This is a genomic window from Levilactobacillus muriae (genome assembly GCF_045862015.1).
Lineage (GTDB): Bacteria > Bacillota > Bacilli > Lactobacillales > Lactobacillaceae > Levilactobacillus > Levilactobacillus muriae.
Genome location: NZ_BAAFRU010000016.1, coordinates 18,296 through 36,691, shown reverse-complemented (window position 1 = coordinate 36,691; position 18,396 = coordinate 18,296). Strand labels below are relative to the sequence as shown.

The following is an 18,396-nucleotide window of genomic DNA, read 5'->3' as shown; positions in this document are numbered from 1 at the left end:
CGAACTATCATCATTCAATCGAAGCCACTGGGTAAATTAACGAGTTGTTGAACCACTACTTATCTAATTGGTTTTCCCATTATACAAGTCATCATTTCCGTTGATACAGCCAATAAGTCACGCTGACCCCTTCAAAGACCTGCGTATGCTGGGCAACGCAGTGGTAGTGTCGTGTCAGGTCCTTTGTCAGCTTGCTGGTGCCCGGATTCAGATTGCCACTGGTAATTCGGCCACTGCCCCCTTGCCACTGCTTAACGGTCTTGCCAGCCGGCGTGTTGAGGACAACCCATTCCACCTGATGCCGACGAATCACGTTTTGCTGTGATTGCAGAATCTGAGGGGCTGAACTCTGCGGAATATTGTAGTTTTGGAAGAAATACGTGCTGGGAATGGCCCCAGATGCCGTGTAGAAGCCCATGTCGATCGATCCGTAGTTCAGCAACGTCAGCCGCGTTCCGGCCGGTGTTTCTCGCCGCATGAGTCGTCCGAAATCAATCTGGGCGGGTTGCTGTGGCTTCGTTGTCTGCTTTTCGGTGATCGACGTGTTGTTTGGAAAGACCTTTGAATCAGTCACATTATTGTTGACTCCCAGCACCAGAAACAAGCTCAGTAGTAGCGTCACCAGGATAGGGAACGGCGCATCCCCAGTGGGCAGACCGACGTGTCGAAAGAAGATTTGGCAGAAATACACGAACGGCAGGACGAAAAAGCCAAAGTAAATCAACTGGTAATACTGGTAGACCGCACCCGCCTGATAGCCGTACAGGGCTAATAGATCGCAGCCCAAGGCACTTGCCAAGTACAGTCCCCGGCTAAAGTTACTGGTAAAAATATCACGTTGAAACAGCACAACCAGCGTACCCACGACACCCAGCAGGAAGAACAGGACGTTTCCCCAATAGAATTGCGAAACCAGCGTGATCGACTGGACCAGATTCGCAAAGGCCGCCACGGAGGAAGTCAGGTAAACCTTGGTATTGAACAGAATGTACACGTTAATAAAGGCTTGAAGCGATCCGGTCATCAAGAAATAAATCAGCCAAGGGAGCGTCGCCAGTAGAAAGCCACCGGCACTCCACCCGATGACCCGGCCCAATTGTCGCCACTGCCGCTTAACCAGCAGCCGTCCCATAATTACCAGATAGAACACGATCCAAGCACCGAGAAGCGTGTATTTCGACAGGAAAACAATACCGACCAGCGCCCCCTGTGCAAAGTACCACCAGTGACTGACGCGAAAGTCGCGGCGATCCAACAGCACCATCAAATAAATTAGGGAGAGCAACAGCGGCAGCGTAAAGAATTCCACCGTATCGCCGTAATCGTAATACGGATGGTACAGAAATAATAGCGGGGAAAGCAAGGCTGTTAACAGCGCCGGCAATTCGCTAGCGTTCAGTAACTTGGCTAATTTATAAACAAAGAACATAGCGGCCGTAACCGTGGCAATCTCAACCAAAAAGATCAGTAAAAAACTCCGTGACGAGACCAGATAGGCCAAACCATGGAGAAAGTACACGTACGGCCCCTTCTGCTCGAAAATATCCTTGTACGGAACGATACCATGCATCATGGCCTTGCCCACCGTAAAGAATGCGTTATTGTCCGGCGATGTATCGAAGTAGAAGGCCGGTGACGTGTAGGAGCAAAATGTCATGATAAACGCGCCAACGATGGCTAATAACCCCAACGATTGACAATCCGGACTGCGTAATTTCAAGCGAATTCGCTGCAACATGGTGACCCCTCCTCATTAATTCGGTGAACAATCAATCTGAGCGGATAAGAAAAGGCGTGGTTACCCACGCCTTTTCTCTGTGTTAGATAGTTGTCGCATCACGCGACAGTCTCGGTAAAATGATGTTCACCATTTTCCGAAGCACTCTCGTTCTGGCTGTGATGTGACCCCACCTCAACTCATGATATCAGTCTACGCACTTACGCCATCTACGAACAGTAAACTCACTCTATTTGTAAATGTAGTAGCGGATCTGGTAGGCCTTGTACCCCTTTTGAGCAACGTCAAAGCGGAAGTACTTGCCACCTTCGGCTAACTTCTTAGCTTGCTTCTTGCTCAATTTGATTTCAAAACGGCCATTCTTGGCAACTCTGAACTTCTTAACTTCCTTGCCCTTACGGTTAAAGAGTGCCACTTCAGCACCCTTCTTGCCCTTTTGGAAGAGGATCTCGCGGGCGTCCTTCCGATAGTGAAGACGACCCCGCATCTTCTTAGATGCAGCTAATACCTTTTCCTTCTTAGCAGGTTTCTTGGCTGGCTTTTTAGCTGGTTTAGCAATACTACTACTTTCAGCAGAACTACTTACGGCCGCGCCCCCAGCTTCGCTAGACCCCATGGCTGGCGCCACCATTTCGCTACCAGCACTACTCCCACTCGCGGCGTCGGCATCGCTGCCGTCGGCGTTAGCGGTGGTCGCAATGGCCCCCGCAGCGAATAATGCAGCAACTAATCCCAATACATACCCAAAGATTTTTTTCATAAAAAATCCTCCCCTATGAAATGAAATTTTTCATCGAGTCCATGACCGGCTCAACTACTTAGTGGCATCATAGGTCTTTTACGAATGGGCAACAAGCCATAGAATTTAGCGACTTAGCGGCAAAATAAAATCAGCGGAATTCGCAATGGTTACCGCGGATTTTGTCCTCTACCAATCAGGTGGCACGCGAATAATGATGATTGATCACCGGTTGTCGCCTGCGACTGATAGGTTTCTGACTGCTGTGGGGACCGATTCAAACCAGAGCCCGGTCTTGGTTCTCGACTTGAGGCCTCGCTTAAATCAGCGTGTTTTCAAGCTCATCCCACGGACGAGTCTCCACAATCAGCCAACTTTCCAACTGATTGCCAAAAAGCCCCATCCAGCAGTCACCACACAGGTAACAACCAAACGGGCCTCATTTGACTGACATTTTAACGATTACTTCGGATTAACGACGTCAGAACCAGCAACCGGCAGAATCCTTGATTCCCGCAAGCGGCGCCAGTTGCCAGCGTCATTAATCAAATCCGATTGAGGTGATTAACCGAAGAAACCACCGTTGATCTTGTAAGTCCGCCGTAACCAGAACATGGCTGCGATGGAAACCAGGCCCAAGATAATACTTGGCCATGGCATCAGGATTGGGTTAACAATACCTGGCAACATTTGTGCCAAGTAGAACAACGCCATCCAGACCAGGAACCCAACTAAGACGATCAGGGCCCGCAAGAACCCATTGAGCGTGTGTTTGATCTTAGGACTGAATAAACGCGGCATGATTGGCAAGATGAACCCAGCAATCAGTGCACTGACGGTGATGGCCGTGATTCCAACGGGGCGGCTGGTCGTCATCAGCTTTGGTGAGAAGAGGTACATCACCCCAAACATCAAGTTAAAGATCATGAAGAACGTCAAGGAATTGTAGATCATGTTTGGCCAATAGTTGCGCCCAAACAATTCATTATCTGGCCGCGTTGGCCCTTCGACAACTTCCTTAACCCGTGCTTCGATGTCGCCGTAAGTATTCTTACCCGTTTTCCCGCTCTTTTGGCCCTCAACCAGTTCATTAACCATATCTTGAACGGCCGCAGCCTTCTTTTCTGGCGTCAGCTTGGTATTTTCGAGTTCCTTGTTGAAGCGGTACATGTATTCGGCATTACGCTTGGTCAACCCAATGTTGTCAAACGCTGCCCGTTCACTTACAGCGACGTTATTGCGCTTCTGATGAACGCCCGCATTACGCGGAGTTTGCTTGTTATCACTCATCTACTTCTGTTCCCTTCTAAACGTTGAAACGGAATTCGACGATATCGCCGTCTTCCATCACGTAGTCTTTACCTTCAACCCGCAGCTTACCGGCTTCTTTAACAGCAGCTTCGGTCTTGAATTGGTCTAAGTCGTCAAACGCCATCACTTCGGCACGGATAAACCCGCGTTCGAAGTCGGAGTGAATAATCCCGGCAGCTTGTGGTGCCTTCGTGCCCGTCTTGTACGTCCAGGCACGCGTTTCTTTCCCACCAGCCGTGAAGAACGTTTCCAAGCCTAAGAGGTGGTATGAGGCCCGAATCAACCGGTTCAACCCCGGTTCCTCAACCCCTTCAGCTTCCAAGAAGTCTTGCTTTTCGTCATCATCCAACTCAGCAATTTCTTCTTCAGCTTCAGCGGCCACGGCAATGGCTTCGGCGCCTTCTTTGGCGGCGTAGTCCTGAATCAGCTTGAAATACTTGGAGCTTTCAGGATCAGCCATGTCGTCTTCGGCAATATTGGCCACGTACAGCACTGGCTTAGACGTCAACAGGAAGAGGCCCTTGACGACCTTCATCTCATCTTCGTCAAAGTCGATGGTCCGCACAGCACCACCATCTTCAAGGACCGGCTTGATCTTCGTCAAGACAGCCAATTCTTCCTTGGCTTCCTTGTCGCTTCCTTTAGCCGCCCGTTCAACCTTAGCCAACCGCTTGTTAACGGCTTCCAAGTCGGACAAGCCGAGTTCCAAGTTGATCGTTTCGATATCATCGATCGGATCGATCTTCCCAGAAACGTGGGTGATATTGTCGTCGTCAAACGCCCGCACAACGTGGACAATGGCGTCGACTTGGCGAATGTTTTCCAGGAACTTGTTTCCCAGGCCTTCACCCTTGCTGGCACCCTTAACGATCCCGGCAATATCGGTAAATTCAAAGGTCGTTGGGACGACTTTCTTGGCTGGAATTAATTCTTGAATCCGGTCGAGACGGCTATCTGGAACTTCCACCATCCCCACGTTTGGGTCAATCGTCGCAAACGGGTAGTTCGCCATTTCGGCACCCGCCTTGGTAATCGCGTTAAATAAAGTTGACTTCCCGACGTTCGGCAGGCCAACGATCCCTGCAGTTAATGACATAGCAATTATTCACTCTTTCCATTATCGGTGTCGGCCTTACGAACCAATACCTTTTTTAATTTCTTTTCAAACTCGCGCCGTGACAACATCACAACGTGACCACAATTTGTACACTTGATTTTAATATCGGCACCCATCCGGGTAATTTCCCAACGGTTCGTCCCGCATGGATGTGGCTTCTTCATTTCCACCAAATCGCCTAAATCATACATACTTTGGCCTCCCTAGCTTAATCCGATTGGATGTTCAACAGGTCTAAGATGCGGTTCAAGTCGTCGTTTGAGAGATACTCGATCTCGATGCGGCCCTGATGGTCATCACCATTGCCTTCGTTGATGGAAACCTGCGTGCCAAAGCGTTCTTGGAGCTGATTTTCCGTCGACCGAAGGAATGGTGACTTCTTCTTGGCGGGCTTCTTAGCGAGCTTCTTAGCTGCGCCATTCAGCTTGCTAACTTCTGCCTCCAGGGTTCGTACGGTCATACCATCGGCAACAGCCTTCTTGGCTAAGGCCACTAACTTGGTCTTATCCTTCAGGGACAGCAACGTCCGCGCTTGGCCCATCGACAACTCGTTCTTTTGCAGCATGTCTTTGACCGCCTTAGGCAACCCAAGTAACCGTAAATAATTGGCAATGTACGGGCGGCTCTTGCCTAACCGTTCAGAAACCTGAGCCTGCGTCAAGGTGAGCTTGGTCATCAAGGTGTCGTAGGCTTCGGCCTCTTCAAGTGGTGTCAGATCTTCGCGTTGGAGGTTTTCCAACACGGCGATCTCCATCATTTGTTCTTCAGTAATATCTCTAACAATCGCGGGAATCGTCTCCTTACCAGCTAATTTGGAAGCCCGGAAACGCCGTTCACCCGCAAGAATCTCGTAGCGGTTAGTCCGTTTATCCGGTTGACGCACAATAATCGGCTGGAAAACCCCCGTCTTTTCGATGGAAGCCGCTAAGTCGTTTAATCCCTTATGATCGAACTTCTGCCGTGGTTGATACGGGTTGGGGCGAATATCGGTCAGGTTCAGATCCATAACCGTTTCTTCACCAGCATCCACGCCATTCTCAGCAAATAGCGCGTCGATTCCGCGCCCTAAACTTTTCTCTTTCTTACTTGCCATGGGCAGCTAGCACTTCCTTTGCGAGTTCAGTGTATACCTCAGCACCTTTGGACTTTGGTGCGTAATCAATAATTGGCATCCCATGACTGGGTGCCTCCGCCAACTGGACATTCCGCGGAATAATCGTGGCGTAAACCTTGTTCTGGAAATACTTCTTCACTTCTTCATTGACCTGCTTGCCCAGATTGGTCCGGGCGTCGTAAAGGGTCAACAGCACCCCTTCGATCTTCAGGTCACGGTTGAAGTGTTTCTGGACCAACTTGACCGTGTTCAAAAGTTGGGTCAACCCTTCCAGCGCATAGTATTCACTCTGCACGGGGATCAGAATCGAGTTGGCTGCGGTAAACGCGTTGATGGTCAGGAGCCCCAGCGAAGGGGGACAGTCGATTAAAATATAATCGTAATTGTCACGAATCTCGTCCAAGGCATCCTTTAACCGAGTTTCGCGCGCCATCATTGGCGTGAGCTCGATTTCAGCTCCGGAAAGCTGGATCGTTGCGGGAACGATGTCCAACCCTGGATGTTCTGTATGCCGAATCGCCTCGTTGATCGGTGTCTCGTTGACCAAGACATCGTAAACTTCGCGTTCAATGGTGGCTTTTTGAATGCCGACCCCACTGGTCGCGTTGCCTTGGGCATCGGTATCGACCAGCAAGACTTTTTGGCCAGCTGATGCCAGTGCGGCGCCTAAATTGACGCCAGTCGTGGTCTTACCCACGCCACCCTTTTGATTGGCTAATGCGATGATATAGCCCATATGTCGTTCCACCTCTAGCTTTCTTTGGGAATGTCAATGATGATGCGGTAACTATCTGCGGTTTCTTCTTCCTTGGTCGTCAGTGCCATCCCGGCATCCGTGACCATCTTAACAGAGTGGCGAATCGTATTGACCGCCACCCGCGTATCCCCGGACACGCTGTGTTTGGTGACTTTACGTCGTCGCTTCGGCTGCTTCTGCTTGGCAATCAACGCCTCGGTCTCCTTGACCGTCAACTGATTAGCCGCAATCTGCTTCAGCATCGTCGGTTGATCATCGACTGCCAGAGAAAGTAAGGCTCGACCATGGCGCTCGGTGATTTGCCGATTCAAAATGGCGTTACGTACCGGTTCAGCCAATTTCAATAAGCGTAACTTATTGGCAACGAAGCCCTGACTCTTCCCAATCCCCTCGGCAAGTTGTGCTTGGGTCATGTGGTTAAGTGTCATCAGCTGCTGGTAGGCGTGGGCCTCTTCAATGGCAGACAATTCTTCCCGTTGGAGGTTTTCGATCAGTGCCATGGAGGCCGTCTCGTCATCGCTCATTTCTTCGACGATAGCGGGAACTTCAGTCCATTTTAAACCGTTGATCGCCCGAAAGCGCCGCTCACCGGCAATAATCTCGTAGTGATCGGCCTCGTACTGACGCAACACGATAGGCTGCAGGAGCCCATGTTCCTCAATGGTCTGGGCCAGTTCGCCGATGGCTATGGGATCAAACCGTTGCCGTGGTTGAAACCGGTTCGGAATGATCTGGGCGACCGGAATCATCACCACGTTTTGTTTCACGGGATGTGACGGCTGCGTGGCCTTTTCCCGATTATTTCCAAATAATGAAAATGGCAATTATCTTACCCCCATTCCATTAATCTTCTAATGGTTCTTTGTTCGGCGTTCCCGCTTTGCGGGGGTAACGCTTGGGTGTGTGCTTGACCTTATCGATGATGACAATATGACGTTGGTCATGACTGACCGGTAACTCGAAGGCGTGGTCTGCGGCTAGCTGGCCACCCAACGTCGTAATGGCGGATTGGCTCACGGCTAATTCGTTAGCGGTGGCTGCAGCTTTCAGGGCCACGAATTGCCCGCCCACCTTAGCCAGCGGCAAGCACAGTTCGCTGAGGACGGACATCCGAGCAACGGCACGCGCCAAGACTAAGTCGTAGCCTTCGCGGTTGGTTGCTCGCTTGCCGCCAAACTCCTCGGCGCGCGCATGGTGGAAAGCCACACCGGTCAGGTTGAACTTAGCCGCGAGTTCATTTAGAAAAGTGATCCGCTTGTTCAGCGAGTCGACGATGCTGATCTGTAACTGTGGAAAGACGATCTTCAACGGAATCGATGGGAAACCGGCACCAGCGCCGACATCCACGACCGTCAGGGGTTCCGTTCGCATCGTTGGCACGTAAAAAGCGGGCGTCAGTGAGTCGTAAAAATGCTTCAAATAGACATCTGGCTCCGCAGTAATGGTCGTTAAATTTACGTGTTCGTTGGTCGCAACTAAGAACTCAAAGTACGTCGCAAATTGCTGTTCCTGTGTTGCGGTTAATTCAATGCCTTGCGTGGCTAGCGCGGCACGAAACTCTTCTGGATTCATACACTATCTCCCAGTTCACTTCTGTGAAACACAATTGTTTCACGTTTGATTATACTTTACCTTACTTACAAACGAAACGCAACCGACCTGCCAGTTAAAAACCGCCTGCCAGAGGTTGCCCTGTTATCACGTCGTTTCCTATTATACCGAAAATCCGGTTCACATGAAACGCCTATCGCTGGGAAAATAATAAGAGGGATGATTCCCGCTGTCTCGCTAGGAACCATCCCTCTTGAAAACTTTTAACGTCTCATGACTATCGTCTAACGTGGGCCTTGTCGACCGCATCACCCGTTAGAGAAAGTTTTCGTTGACCATGCGCCGCGATCCGGTCGGTCTGGGCCGGTGCTTGGCAAACCCCGTATTACCGATCGTAATCGTGTCGATGACGGTCTGCCCCAGATACAACGGGTGATTCGTCACGCTCGCCATCCCCCGCTGTATGGTGATGACGTTGTAATTAATAGCGTCGTGAACCTCGTGATAGTGTGGGTCCTGACAGTTAATGTAAGTCGTTGCCGAACCCACGGTCGTCACGGGGATCGTGTTGTCCACCAGGTAGCTGGCGCCAAAGTGTAAGTGACCGGTAAAGATTCCCCCAATATTGTGCCCGTGGAGAATCGCCAAGAGTTCCCGATTGTTCTGTAGCAAGGCGTAGCGCATCGACCGCAGCGCCGGTGCGTCCAATGGGTGGTGGAGAAAAATAAAGGCTCGCCGGCGCGGCGCAATGTGGAGGTTCTTATTCAACCAATCTAACTGCTCGCGATCCAGCCACCCGGCCTCTTTATTGGTCTCCCATTTAGAATCCAAAAAGTAAAAATCCATGTTCTGATACATCTGCTTATAGGCATAATATGGCTGATGTGACTGGGATAAATACCCAGCGTTGAAAGCCTCCCGATCATCTTGATCACCGAGAATCACCTGAATCGGCGCCTGTAAGCGCTCGGCCTGTTCACTTAAGTAGGCCCGCAACTTGGCGTAATCCTGCGTCGTGCCCTTCTGTATCAGGTCTCCCCCGATGACAATGAGATCTGGCGCAATCTGATGCACCAAAACATCGTCAAAGATCTGCTGGAGCTTCTTGATTGGTGACATCTGCTGATGATACTGTGGTTCGACGGCGGCCGCGGTTAATTGCGGATCCGACAAATGCACAATGGTAAATTTGTTCATGGCCCCGTTGCTCCCCCCCGAAATAAAATCCGGTCGTCGGAAATGGTTTCCCAGCGACGGTGAGATAGACTGTCCCTAAGTTACTTCCAGCATAGCGAACTTATGTAAATAATTGGTATGGTCCATGTCAACATCGTGTAAAATTTTCGCAAATAGTGAGCAATCTCACGAAGGGGCTGAACTGATTGGTACCACAATAATTTCTTGAAGAATGGGCTTGGTCGCCGTTTGTAGCCGAAGGAACTGCCACTTACTGCACCCCAAAAATGATCAATTCAAAAAGCGCAACGAATTTCACAGAATTCGTTACGCAATCAACTTGGTCGATGAAGGTATTCACCAACTAGCTATGACGTTTTGGTGGTCGGGAAAACCACAACATCGGTAACCAAGTAACAATCAGTATGATCAGCGTCTCAGTGTCTGTCGCGGACATACGACCATCCTCTTCCCCTTGATTTAAGTCCATGATACCAAGTGCTTGTATCGTTTCTGTATGGAAAGTCCCTTATTTTTGTAAAGGTTTGATGTCAATTACCGACCCCGCAAGCACCTGACTGCTACCGGGCCAGATCCCAGTGTAATCAAAAAAGTCCCAATTAAGCCAACTCACGGTTAGCTTAATTGGGACCCATTATTTGTAAATTATCCCTAGCAATTAACGGCTATAGCCTTTGCCAAGCCTAAGCCTGTCCATTGCAGACAGTCAGCATTTGACAAGTCACTAGTTCTTGATTGCCCGGACTTCTTCGAGGAACCACTTGTTGAATTCAACCGCGTCGATATCAACGGATACCTTAGCATTAGTCTTGCCATCGTGGTAAGCCCCACGAATATCGCCGACCGTTTCACCAATGGCTGGGCCATCAGTTTGGACGTCGATCCACATGTCTTCCGTGGTAATTGCTTCTGGGTGAAGCAGGTAGAAGATGGTGTTCACGTCATGCATGGCGATACCCTTGTCGCTGTTGTCACCATCGTTAACGATGATGTCATGCAGCATCTTACCGGTTTCGCTGATTTGTGGCAATTCTTGGATGCTTTCGTGGGTTAACAAAGCCTTCATGGTAATGTCCAACCCAACCATAACGATTGGCACACCGGATTTGTACACGATAGCGGCAGCATCTGGGTCGGTGAAAACGTTGAATTCTGCGGCACTGGTCATGTTCCCTTTGCCCAAGGCACCACCCATGGCGACAATTTCCTTAATGTTACGCTTAACTTCTGGGTATTCAGAGAAGAGTAAGGCAATGTTGGTGTATGAACCCGTTGGCACCAAGGTGATGGGTTCGTCGCTAGCCATGATTTCGTCATGTAAAGCTTCAACGGCAGTCTTGTCTAAAGGTTTTGGCAAATCAGTTGGGAAGTCGTAGCCAGGCATCCCTGATTCCCCGTGAATCCGAGCGGCGTCTTCAAAGTCCTTGAACAGGGGTTGTTCAGCACCCGCAGCCACCGGAATGTTGGCATTGAAGAAGCGCACGATCTTTTGCGCGTTGATGGTGGTCTTGTCGACCGTCACGTTACCAGCAACCGTCGTAATCAGCTTCAAATCAATGCTAGGATCGTTGATCGCCATGGTTAAAGCAGCTGCATCGTCAATCCCGGGGTCAGTATCCATAATAATTTTAGTTGTCATCTGTGTTTCCTCCCAATGAAATTAATTTCAGTTTCGTCAGCGGCCGTAACCGCTTACGTTTAACCCGTAAGTGAAACCCTGCCGTTACAGCAGGGCACTAAAGACTAAATCAAGTAGGAACAGCACGCCTAACAAGTAGACGGGCCAAGTCATTTCCTTAGCTTTACCCAGGGCCACCTTCATAATCGGGTAGCAGACAAAGCCAAAAGCCAGACCGGTTGAAATGCTGTTGGTGAATGGAATCAGCACGATAATCAGAAATGCTGGGAACCATTCGGAAAAATCAGCCATCTTAATGTTGCCGATAGCCGCCATCATCAGCGCACCCGTGATAATAATCACCGGCGCAATCGCTGCGGATGGCACGTAGGCCAGGAGTGGTACAAAAATCAGTGACAGTGCGAATAGGACTGCGGCAACTAACGCCATGATCCCGGTCCGGCCACCAGTTTCGATACCAGAAGCACTTTCAGCAGCGGCCACCGTTGGACTGGTTCCTAAGAAACCAGACAGGAAGGTCGTCACGGCACTCCCTTCAAAGGTCTTCTTGAACTTCTTTTGGTTCGGCAGTAAACCTTGCAGAAGGCCCATGGATTCAAAAACTAGAATCATGGTCATGGAGAAGGCTGCCAAGATAAATGGCGTGCTCAACCAGTGAGAGAAATCATTCTTGAAGACGATCTCGTGGTACTGCCCTAACCGCGCTAAATCAACGCTAGGGGTGTCGGCATCCTTAATCCCAAAGAAGAAGGCCACTAGACTCGTCGCGATAATCGCGATGAAGAAGTTTCCCTTTACCTTTCGAATGTACAGAACCAAACTGAGAAGCAGACCGAACAGTGCCAACATTGGCGTTGGTTTGGTCAGATCTCCCAAGACGACTAGTGAGGATGTCTTTCCGGCGACAATCAGCCCGGCTTTCTCCAGGCCGATTTCCACCAGGAAGAGACCAATCCCCGCAGTAATCCCGCTCTTCAGCGATTCTGGAATGGCGTCCGATAGAATCGTTGACACCTTGGTAAAGGCGATCAGCATGTAAACAAAACTGGCGACCGCCGCAATCCCAAGCGCCTCACGCCAACTCAGACCCATATTCACCACAATGGTGTAGGTAAAGAAGGCGTTGACCCCCATTCCCGGTGTCAGAATGATCGGTGCGTTCGCCCAAAAGGCCATCACCAAACACCCAATTACCGAAGAAAAGATGGTTGCGAAGACACTCAAGTCGGTGGGAATCCCGGCATCCTTTAAGATTAGCGGGTTCACGATAATAATGTAGGAGATGGCGAAGAAGCCAGTTACTCCTGCGATCAGTTCGTTGCGGACGACATCCTTATGCCGCAGCGCTTCTCTTAGCGTCATATCATTGGCTAAGTCCACCTGCGATTGTTGCTTGTCCATAAAAATCCCTATCTTTCGATGCGTCATTACTCGACGCACAGACTTCAACGGGCTTTGCAACCGAATGGTCTCACGCATCCGGCTGGGTTTCACTTCCCGTCTAGGAAGGTCGGCACCCGTACGGACTAATCGAGCAGCTGCTCGTTAGTCTCGCTACATATTGTACATGACGTTCGTTAAAAATCTTGGTGAATTGACTCGGGGGACAAACTGCGCCGATAAAGTCGCCTTACCGGGCAGTTAAACTGGACTGGGACGCTGTGGGCGGATGCTGGAAGCCACAGTGCGGTCTTCCAGCTTACTTTGAACCTCTGAGAACCGAGTTACAAAGTCACCAATTCTCTAAGCGGCAAGCCGCCAAGAGAATTCCCACGGCTGGGTCCATTTTAACCACTCTCACGGCTTACGTCAGTTTGGGCCCCCAAATGACCATGTTCACTTGTTGCATGAATGTCTATCCAGTCCCTGTGGCACCATCATCTAGCATCGGTACCTTTAGCTTATTTCAGCCACGAAGGCAGTCAGGTAAGGCGCTCAGCCACCACTACCTGACGGACAAAATCCGGTACTAGATGTGCTAAACCAGGGGCATTTGACACAGATAGCCCAAAGCCAACGGCCCTGGGCTATCAATTTTTAAACTTCAATCAAATCTAAGATTGGTAAAATCTTACCAAACGAAGAGACCAACAATCCCGGCAGAAAGCAAGGAAACTAAGATCCCAGAAAGTAACATGTAACCAACGTTCTTCGAGATCAATTCGTTGTTTTCACGGTCAACGATCCCCTTGAAACAACCGATAATCATCCCAGTAGTTGAGAAGTTAGCGAATGAAGTCAAGAAGACAGTCAAGATGGCACGGTAGTGATTAGAGAATGCATCCGTGTTGATGGTTGAAGCAATCTTACCCATAACAACGAATTCATTCGTAACCAACTTAGTCCCCATGTATTGGGCAAAGCCGAATGCATCGTGGACGTTCAGACCCATTAACCAAGCGAATGGGAACATGATGATCCCAAGGATGTGTTCCAAGGATAACCATGGGTTGAACAATTCAAGAATACGGTCAATCAATGCAGCTAAGGCAACGAAGGCGATAACGTTAGCAGCGATGATCAAGATCAGACGACCGGCACCTAAGATAGAATCACCCAAGAATGAGAAGAATGGTTCTTTCTTACCGTCATCTTCAACGGCACCCTCTTCAACAGCAACAGAGCTAGAACCACCGACTTTAGCGATAGTGTCTTCTTCTGGTGCAACTTCAACAGGGTTCAGCATGTTCGTTACGATGATGGCGTTCAAGATGTTAATTGGAACGGCCGTCAAAACGAATTGCCCAGGAACCATTTGGGTATATGCACCCAGAATGGAAGCCGTGATACATGACATTGACATCATCGCAAGCGTTAAGTTACGTTCTTTACGCATGCTCTTTAATTGTAATTGAGAAACGGCTAAGGCTTCAGTGTTCCCTAAGAACATCATTTCAACAGAGAAGAATGATTCGAACTTAGGTTGGCCAGTAATGAAGGAAAGACCACGGCCGACCCACTTGATGATCCAAGGTAATACCCCAATGTAAGTCAGGATATCGAACATTGGAACAACCAATAAAATTGGCAGCAATGAGCTCGTAACGAAATTCATTGTCTTAGCAGTCCCACCGAATTCTGGGGTTACCCAGTTAGGTAAGGCGAAGACGATCCCTTGGTAAGCCACTTGGACTAACCAGTTGAATCCATCGGCGGCACCCTTGACGATGTCTTGCCCGATTGAGAAACTGGTGAAGAACCAAGCCAAAACCAAGTTAAGAACTAAGACAATGGCAGTTGATTTCCAGTTGATTTTCTTCTTATTCTTAGAGAATAAGAAAGCGATTGCGAGGTAAACAATTACCCCTAAAATATTGACTGCGACTAGCATTGGTCAAAATACCTCTTTCCGATATTATTCTTTGATGTATGGCCCTTTGTCATACAAAAGTTGACGCGATGTGTTGCGGCAGAAATTATGTAACGCATAACTTCTGTTACGAACGTAATCAGTTCGTAACGGCTAGATTTCAACGTGTGCGGCGAATGGTGAAATTGCTAAACCTAAAAAATAATGGATGTTTCAGTACCGCAAACACGTTGACCTTTGCAACCTAGTGGTTAACCCCTGATGGTGCGACGACATCACCTCCCTTCATGGTACACGTTCGCTCATATCTACTGCGTAAATTCATTTAAAAAACTATGTCCGGCGGCATGGCCCGCTAACCCGAAATTCTCAAGGACGGTGGCGCCGACATCAGCTAACGTACGACGAACACCTAGCGCATGCGTACTTGGCCGCGAAGCCGAGTACGCAATGATCGGTAAGTACTCTCGTGTCGGCGTGACAGTTGCCGTTGGATCGACGGCGTGGCTAGCGGTCACGAGTAACAGGTCATTGACCCCCATGTCGTGAATGACTTGGCCTAACGCGCGATCCGCGTGAATCAAAGCCTCTCCGAAGCCTGTGATGTCGCCCTGCTCTCCGGCAAACCGAAAATCTGGTAGCATCACTAGGGCCATCCCTGAGGACGGGCGATACAACATCTCGTCAATCACCCTGAACGCATCCTGATTACTGCCTAGTTGAACTTTCTCTGCGGCATCCTGCGTCTGCAAATAACTCAGGAAGGGTGCGGCGATAGTGACGGGATAACCCGCCTCAGGCAAGGTAGCCAAGACGCTCTGCGTCCTCGTCTGACCATTGTAATCCCACATCTCCCGTAATCCCGTAGCAGCCCGGTTATCCTGTGCTGCCATGTGTAGGCGACCAAAGAATCCTAAGGGAACCGCAACAGGATCAATACCAAGCAGTGGATGGTCAATCCGAATATTACCGAGACCTAACCGCTGTAATGTTGGAAGATTTAGTTTACCCGACCAACTAACCGCCACATGACCTAATGTATCAGTTCCGACAGACTGAAAGCGGTTTGCATCTGGGGCTTCCCCCAGACCTAAACCAGCAAAGTCAATCACGAAAATGCGGTGAAATGCCACCATTTCTCACTCCTCAGGTCAACACTGACGTTTAATTCCAGTTGATGTTTTTTCGGTCTAGTAATAATATACCGTTTCCAGGAGCGCCTGTAAATGGCTGATTGCAAGAAATCTGAGAAACCTTATTTCCGAACATTGTGCCCCTTAATCGTTGACAGCACACGGACAGCGACAACGGTCTTCTCACAATTACCCGGAATGGTGCCATTTTACATAAAAGGATTTACTTGGTCCAAAGTCCCCTCATGCGAGCGCTACCACTTCCCGGCATGAATGTAAGTTGAATAATCGCGTAAAAAAATACCGTTCAACTAATCCAAGTCGGGGAAGACTTGGTTGAACCGAACAACTTACCTCCAGAATCATAAAAACGGGCTTCAAGTTGGGTGAAAATAACTTGAAGTCCGCTAACTTCCGGAAAGGAGGTTGTGACTTAATTCCCGTTTGATAATCATTTTAATACTTAATCGCCTCATAACTTGTATTTCGAACCAACTGACGCAGCCCCAAATCATACTATATTTTATTTCTGGCTACCGTTTTGGTTTGTAACGGTGACACTTAATTCCTTCATTACCTCAACAGATCACGCTTTAACGATTCTACTTAAAATCCTTGTATGACCTCTGTATCCGTAACATCCGAGCTCTAGTTAAAACCTGTAACACTGTCTACACGTCTCTAAACACATACGCTTACGTGAAGCGCTAAGCTGACACTATATTCAGTTGTTCATCATTCTTGAACTGTTGCTTGAATCCACCAGAGTTCGTTAGAAGGTTTATCGGAGTTGTCAAAAGCATTTTCTTTGTTGCGAGTTTCTCTACTAAAAACCTGTCTCTCGTCAAAACGGAAATCGGTTTCGTAAAGCATTGACTCAACTAGATCATGTGGTGCTGAATCACAACTCTTAATTCCTTTCCGTGACATAATAGTAACACGGGTTGTAAGCGTTTGCAATAGAAAAGCTAAAACTTCTTGATTTATTTTATTCAGATGGCGTAAACCGTTGCAGTAGCGGGACTTTTGCCAAAAAAACACCGTCAGCGAGTCGTGGTCGCTGACGGTGTTTCTGATGTATGAATCAATCCCAGGCAAATTCTATGGGTTCTTGTTTGGAGGAAAAGTTTCACAGATATGAGCTAGTAAATTGATTCCAAATTAAGTAAATCGAACCGAACTGTCGTGTGGAGTTACTCTCAACACACACCATAGTTATACCGCGAATTCATCCGTATTGCACACTTTTTGAATCCAAAATTTCCATCGACGGATTGAAAGTGCCGCCCAGTGGGCATTTTCAGTGTTAAAAGAAATCCATTTGGGTCCTTATTAATTAATACCAAGAAGGCTTGTCTCCATCAGTATTGGGCTTGTTAACACCCAAAGACTCACGGTTAGCCTGGCTAGGATCAGCGACCAGCTTGGCCACAACGGCGGCGATACTCTTCCGGGAAACCTCGGTCCCCTTGAAGGCTTCTCCCTTCTGCGTAGTTTCGTAGTCGATCTCATCCTTGTTGCTCAACCAAGCTGGCCGAATCAGAGTGTAGTCGATATCAGAACTTTCGATGACCTTAGCAGCGGCCGCATAAGTCTCCAGATAGCCACCGTCCAGCATCTGATGATTCCATTTGCCATAGTTGCCCGGAACTTCGTCGTAAATGCCCAGCGTGGAGATCCAGATCAGCCGACTAACTTGGCTTTCGGCCATCGCGGTCACAACGGTCTTGGCCTCGTCCTCAATATTCTTACCAGCGAGGTTAGCATAAACGATATCGATACCGGCCATCGCGGCCTTCAGGTCGGCGACATTGCTGGCATCACCCTCAACGACCTTGACCCGGTCACTGGCGGCAGCTGCTAAACGCTTGGCATTCCGCAGAAACAACGTTAAGTGGTTCTGATCATTTTCCAGCAGCTGTGCCGTAGCCAGCTTGGCGATCTTCCCATTGGCACCCAGTACTAATACGTTTGTCATAAATATTAACCCCTTTTCGTTTTTGTTTACGGTTATACTGTAATACTCATAGTTACATTTAGCAACTGAAAAGGTTGGGATTTTTAGAAATTAGTGCTTAAGATGGCTGCGTAACGGGGGTTCCGGGCATAAAAAAAGCAGTGCTGCGGTCGGCAACATTGCTTAGGTGAGGCTTGGCATTTATTTGGTTTTGACTCGGCGTTTATTTAATTTTGACTCGGTGGCTACGATTGTGGGCGAGACGCGCCTAACCTTCTCACATAGCCGAAACGTGCACCAAGGGGCGGCTGGTTGCGCTTAACCCCAATAAGGAAATAATCCAAACCCGGGATTTTTTCCTTATTGACGTTAATGCTCGCCAACTAACCGCCCCTTGGTGCACTCTTTTCTAAATCAACATCAACGTTACACCATCAACCGGCTTCAAGCTGTCCCCTAAATCACCGAAGACTAATTCCTTCTGGAAGACCGGTGAGTCGAGTTCAGTCAAATTCGTTTTTTCAATGGTCAGATGATAACGGCCATGCCGGTCCTTGCTTAACCCATAATTCACGAATTCCTGTTCGGGGGCGTATTCCGCGAAATGGACGGCGTAATGTCCGAGCTGGTGGGAAACGACCAGACGAATCCCGTTTTCATCTCTAAAAATGTGCAAAATTGTTCACTCCTAAATTGATTGAAACTATCCTGGTATTTGGCACAAAAACAAAAGGAAGGGTCGCGACGACGCTTCCCTCCCGTTATCAGCCCGTAGCCGATCAAGATCGGGAAACGTGCCGCGGCTGTCGACAATCACGGCTCATCAATTCATG

Annotated in this window: 18 protein-coding genes; 1 reads left to right on the top strand and 17 read right to left on the bottom strand. The window is 49.0% G+C overall.

What is annotated here, in order from left to right:
• Nucleotides 1-91 precede the first annotated feature (91 nt).
• Entirely contained in the window at nt 92-1,738 is a 1,647-nt protein-coding gene (locus ACKTSF_RS11055; RefSeq protein WP_407889425.1) for a teichoic acid glycosyl transferase, read from the bottom strand.
• A gap of 229 nt (nt 1,739-1,967) precedes the next feature.
• A complete protein-coding gene (locus ACKTSF_RS11050) occupies nt 1,968-2,498 on the bottom strand; it encodes a hypothetical protein (protein ID WP_407889423.1) in 531 nt (176 codons plus the stop codon).
• A 193-nt stretch (nt 2,499-2,691) separates the two neighbouring features.
• Here ACKTSF_RS11050 and ACKTSF_RS11045 point away from each other — a divergent pair, with 193 nt between their 5' ends.
• Nucleotides 2,692-2,928, top strand: a complete 237-nt coding sequence (locus ACKTSF_RS11045; protein WP_407889421.1) for a hypothetical protein — start codon at nt 2,692-2,694, stop codon at nt 2,926-2,928.
• 113 nt (nt 2,929-3,041) lie between these two features.
• On the opposite strand, the gene ACKTSF_RS11040 is transcribed toward ACKTSF_RS11045, so the two are convergent.
• The 15 genes from ACKTSF_RS11040 to ACKTSF_RS10970 form a co-directional block, all read right to left on the bottom strand.
• The gene (locus ACKTSF_RS11040; protein ID WP_407889419.1) at nt 3,042-3,767 is read right to left on the bottom strand and encodes a DUF1129 domain-containing protein; all 726 of its coding nucleotides are present in this window, start codon (nt 3,765-3,767) and stop codon (nt 3,042-3,044) included.
• Between the two features lie 16 nt (nt 3,768-3,783).
• Nucleotides 3,784-4,884, bottom strand: coding sequence for a redox-regulated ATPase YchF (gene ychF / locus ACKTSF_RS11035; protein WP_407889417.1), 1,101 nt, complete (start codon nt 4,882-4,884; stop codon nt 3,784-3,786).
• A 5-nt stretch (nt 4,885-4,889) separates the two neighbouring features.
• Nucleotides 4,890-5,096, bottom strand: coding sequence for a DUF951 domain-containing protein (locus tag ACKTSF_RS11030; RefSeq protein WP_125701740.1), 207 nt, complete (start codon nt 5,094-5,096; stop codon nt 4,890-4,892).
• Nucleotides 5,097-5,113: 17 nt separating this feature from the next.
• Nucleotides 5,114-5,998 (bottom strand): ParB/RepB/Spo0J family partition protein, encoded by an 885-nt coding sequence (locus ACKTSF_RS11025; RefSeq protein ID WP_407889415.1) that lies wholly within the window; start codon nt 5,996-5,998, stop codon nt 5,114-5,116.
• Complete coding sequence (locus ACKTSF_RS11020) at nt 5,988-6,755, bottom strand: ParA family protein (protein ID WP_407889413.1); 768 nt, start codon at nt 6,753-6,755, stop codon at nt 5,988-5,990. The genes ACKTSF_RS11025 and ACKTSF_RS11020 overlap by 11 nt, the downstream gene beginning before the upstream one ends.
• Nucleotides 6,756-6,769: 14 nt before the next feature.
• Nucleotides 6,770-7,600 (bottom strand): nucleoid occlusion protein, encoded by an 831-nt coding sequence (gene noc, locus ACKTSF_RS11015; protein ID WP_407889412.1) that lies wholly within the window; start codon nt 7,598-7,600, stop codon nt 6,770-6,772.
• A 19-nt stretch (nt 7,601-7,619) separates the two neighbouring features.
• Entirely contained in the window at nt 7,620-8,348 is a 729-nt protein-coding gene (rsmG, locus tag ACKTSF_RS11010; protein ID WP_407889410.1) for a 16S rRNA (guanine(527)-N(7))-methyltransferase RsmG, read from the bottom strand.
• Nucleotides 8,349-8,642: 294 nt separating this feature from the next.
• Nucleotides 8,643-9,524: a metallophosphoesterase family protein gene (locus ACKTSF_RS11005; RefSeq protein ID WP_407889408.1), complete on the bottom strand. Its 882-nt coding sequence runs from the start codon at nt 9,522-9,524 to the stop codon at nt 8,643-8,645.
• A 724-nt stretch (nt 9,525-10,248) separates the two neighbouring features.
• Entirely contained in the window at nt 10,249-11,163 is a 915-nt protein-coding gene (gene rihC / locus ACKTSF_RS11000) for a ribonucleoside hydrolase RihC (protein ID WP_407889406.1), read from the bottom strand.
• Nucleotides 11,164-11,247: 84 nt separating this feature from the next.
• On the bottom strand, nt 11,248-12,564 hold the full coding sequence (locus tag ACKTSF_RS10995; protein ID WP_407889404.1) for an NCS2 family permease: 1,317 nt from the start codon (nt 12,562-12,564) through the stop codon (nt 11,248-11,250).
• Nucleotides 12,565-13,234: 670 nt separating this feature from the next.
• Nucleotides 13,235-14,494, bottom strand: a complete 1,260-nt coding sequence (locus ACKTSF_RS10990) for a NupC/NupG family nucleoside CNT transporter (protein ID WP_407889402.1) — start codon at nt 14,492-14,494, stop codon at nt 13,235-13,237.
• 287 nt (nt 14,495-14,781) lie between these two features.
• Nucleotides 14,782-15,609 (bottom strand): alkaline phosphatase family protein, encoded by an 828-nt coding sequence (locus ACKTSF_RS10985; protein ID WP_407889400.1) that lies wholly within the window; start codon nt 15,607-15,609, stop codon nt 14,782-14,784.
• A gap of 732 nt (nt 15,610-16,341) precedes the next feature.
• Nucleotides 16,342-16,647, bottom strand: coding sequence for a hypothetical protein (locus ACKTSF_RS10980; protein WP_407889398.1), 306 nt, complete (start codon nt 16,645-16,647; stop codon nt 16,342-16,344).
• Nucleotides 16,648-16,942: 295 nt separating this feature from the next.
• Nucleotides 16,943-17,584, bottom strand: coding sequence for an SDR family oxidoreductase (locus tag ACKTSF_RS10975; RefSeq protein WP_407889396.1), 642 nt, complete (start codon nt 17,582-17,584; stop codon nt 16,943-16,945).
• 388 nt (nt 17,585-17,972) lie between these two features.
• A complete protein-coding gene (locus tag ACKTSF_RS10970; RefSeq protein WP_125701751.1) occupies nt 17,973-18,239 on the bottom strand; it encodes a hypothetical protein in 267 nt (88 codons plus the stop codon).
• Nucleotides 18,240-18,396 lie beyond the last annotated feature (157 nt).

Coding starts and splice junctions, on each gene's coding strand:
- ACKTSF_RS10985 (WP_407889400.1), bottom strand. CDS start 15,609: ATGGTGGCATTTCACCGCATTTTCGTGATTGACTTTGCTGGTTTAGGT.
- ACKTSF_RS11030 (WP_125701740.1), bottom strand. CDS start 5,096: ATGTATGATTTAGGCGATTTGGTGGAAATGAAGAAGCCACATCCATGC.
- rihC (WP_407889406.1), bottom strand. CDS start 11,163: ATGACAACTAAAATTATTATGGATACTGACCCCGGGATTGACGATGCA.
- ACKTSF_RS11005 (WP_407889408.1), bottom strand. CDS start 9,524: ATGAACAAATTTACCATTGTGCATTTGTCGGATCCGCAATTAACCGCG.
- ACKTSF_RS11045 (WP_407889421.1), top strand. CDS start 2,692: ATGATGATTGATCACCGGTTGTCGCCTGCGACTGATAGGTTTCTGACT.
- ACKTSF_RS11055 (WP_407889425.1), bottom strand. CDS start 1,738: ATGTTGCAGCGAATTCGCTTGAAATTACGCAGTCCGGATTGTCAATCG.
- ACKTSF_RS10995 (WP_407889404.1), bottom strand. CDS start 12,564: ATGGACAAGCAACAATCGCAGGTGGACTTAGCCAATGATATGACGCTA.
- ACKTSF_RS10975 (WP_407889396.1), bottom strand. CDS start 17,584: ATGACAAACGTATTAGTACTGGGTGCCAATGGGAAGATCGCCAAGCTG.
- ACKTSF_RS11025 (WP_407889415.1), bottom strand. CDS start 5,998: ATGGCAAGTAAGAAAGAGAAAAGTTTAGGGCGCGGAATCGACGCGCTA.
- ACKTSF_RS11040 (WP_407889419.1), bottom strand. CDS start 3,767: ATGAGTGATAACAAGCAAACTCCGCGTAATGCGGGCGTTCATCAGAAG.
- ychF (WP_407889417.1), bottom strand. CDS start 4,884: ATGTCATTAACTGCAGGGATCGTTGGCCTGCCGAACGTCGGGAAGTCA.
- rsmG (WP_407889410.1), bottom strand. CDS start 8,348: ATGAATCCAGAAGAGTTTCGTGCCGCGCTAGCCACGCAAGGCATTGAA.
- ACKTSF_RS11050 (WP_407889423.1), bottom strand. CDS start 2,498: ATGAAAAAAATCTTTGGGTATGTATTGGGATTAGTTGCTGCATTATTC.
- ACKTSF_RS10990 (WP_407889402.1), bottom strand. CDS start 14,494: ATGCTAGTCGCAGTCAATATTTTAGGGGTAATTGTTTACCTCGCAATC.
- ACKTSF_RS11020 (WP_407889413.1), bottom strand. CDS start 6,755: ATGGGCTATATCATCGCATTAGCCAATCAAAAGGGTGGCGTGGGTAAG.